Below are 926 nucleotides of genomic sequence, written 5' to 3'. Positions count from 1 at the left end.
GATCAGGGGGCTGCGGGGGCGGGGTGGTGGATCTGGGTGCGTTCGCCCGAGCGGTCGATCTCGTGCCGGCTCATCAGCTCGCCGCAGATCGGGCAGGTCGCCTCGGCGCGCTCCGCCTGCTTCTGCTCGGTCGTCTCCGTCGTATACGGGCCGAGCGGCGGCGGCCCGATCCAGGGCAGCAGCGTGCGATTCAGCCAGGACACGGCGCCCGCGAGGCCGTGTTCGCCCGACGGCCTGTCGTCAGAATCGCCCGGTTCGCCGGTTCCTCGTCTCGATGCGCGTGTCATAATGGTTAGTGTACTAATCAATTACGATTAGTGCACTAATCAATTCCGTCGAGACGGTCGCGACGGGGAACAGCAGAGGCGCGGGACCAACCGATGACAGACGATTCCCCGGGCACGACCGGTTCCGCGACAGTGCCCGCGTCCGCGCCCGACCTGCTCCGCCTCGAGGACCAGGTCTGCTTCGCCCTCGCGATCGCGTCCCGCAGTGTGATCTCGGTGTACCGGCCGATCCTCGAGCCGTACGGCCTCACGCATCCGCAGTACCTCGTGCTGCTCGCCCTCTGGGAACGCAGCCCGCGTTCGGTCTCTGACCTCAGCGCCGAGCTGCGCCTCGAACCCGCGACCCTCTCCCCGCTGCTGAAGCGCCTCGAGACCGCCGGCCTCGTCGGCCGCAGTCGCAATGCGCACGACGTACGTGTGCTCGACATCACGCTGACGGATGCCGGTCGAGCACTCCGCGAGGACGCCCTCACGATCCCGCCGCGCATCATCGACAAGCTCGGCATGAGCCTGGATGAGCTCACCGCGCTGCGAACCTCGCTCTGGCGGGTGATCGACGCGGCACAGTCCCCCTGACCCGCGAAAGCGGGTGAATCGTCGCTTTCGCTGCGGCATACCGACGATTCACCCGCTTTCGCG

The 926-nt window shown here is 67.7% G+C and carries 2 protein-coding genes; one reads left to right on the top strand and one right to left on the bottom strand.

Annotated features, from left to right (window positions below; all coding sequences use genetic code 11):
- Positions 1–2: 2 nt before the first annotated feature.
- Entirely contained in the window at positions 3–287 is a 285-nt protein-coding gene (locus tag QN357_RS19090) for a hypothetical protein (protein ID WP_134559284.1), read from the bottom strand.
- A 93-nt stretch (positions 288–380) separates the two neighbouring features.
- On the opposite strand from QN357_RS19090, the gene QN357_RS19085 reads away from it, so the two are divergent.
- Complete coding sequence (locus QN357_RS19085) at positions 381–863, top strand: MarR family winged helix-turn-helix transcriptional regulator (protein WP_134559282.1); 483 nt, start codon at positions 381–383, stop codon at positions 861–863.
- The last annotated feature ends 63 nt before the right edge of the window (positions 864–926 follow it).

Origin of the sequence: Cryobacterium sp. RTC2.1, from assembly GCF_035018685.1 — a bacterium.
Lineage (GTDB): Bacteria > Actinomycetota > Actinomycetes > Actinomycetales > Microbacteriaceae > Cryobacterium > Cryobacterium glucosi.
This window is presented reverse-complemented; position numbering and strand designations above follow the sequence as displayed.

Coding starts and splice junctions, on each gene's coding strand:
- QN357_RS19090 (WP_134559284.1), bottom strand. CDS start 287: ATGACACGCGCATCGAGACGAGGAACCGGCGAACCGGGCGATTCTGAC.
- QN357_RS19085 (WP_134559282.1), top strand. CDS start 381: ATGACAGACGATTCCCCGGGCACGACCGGTTCCGCGACAGTGCCCGCG.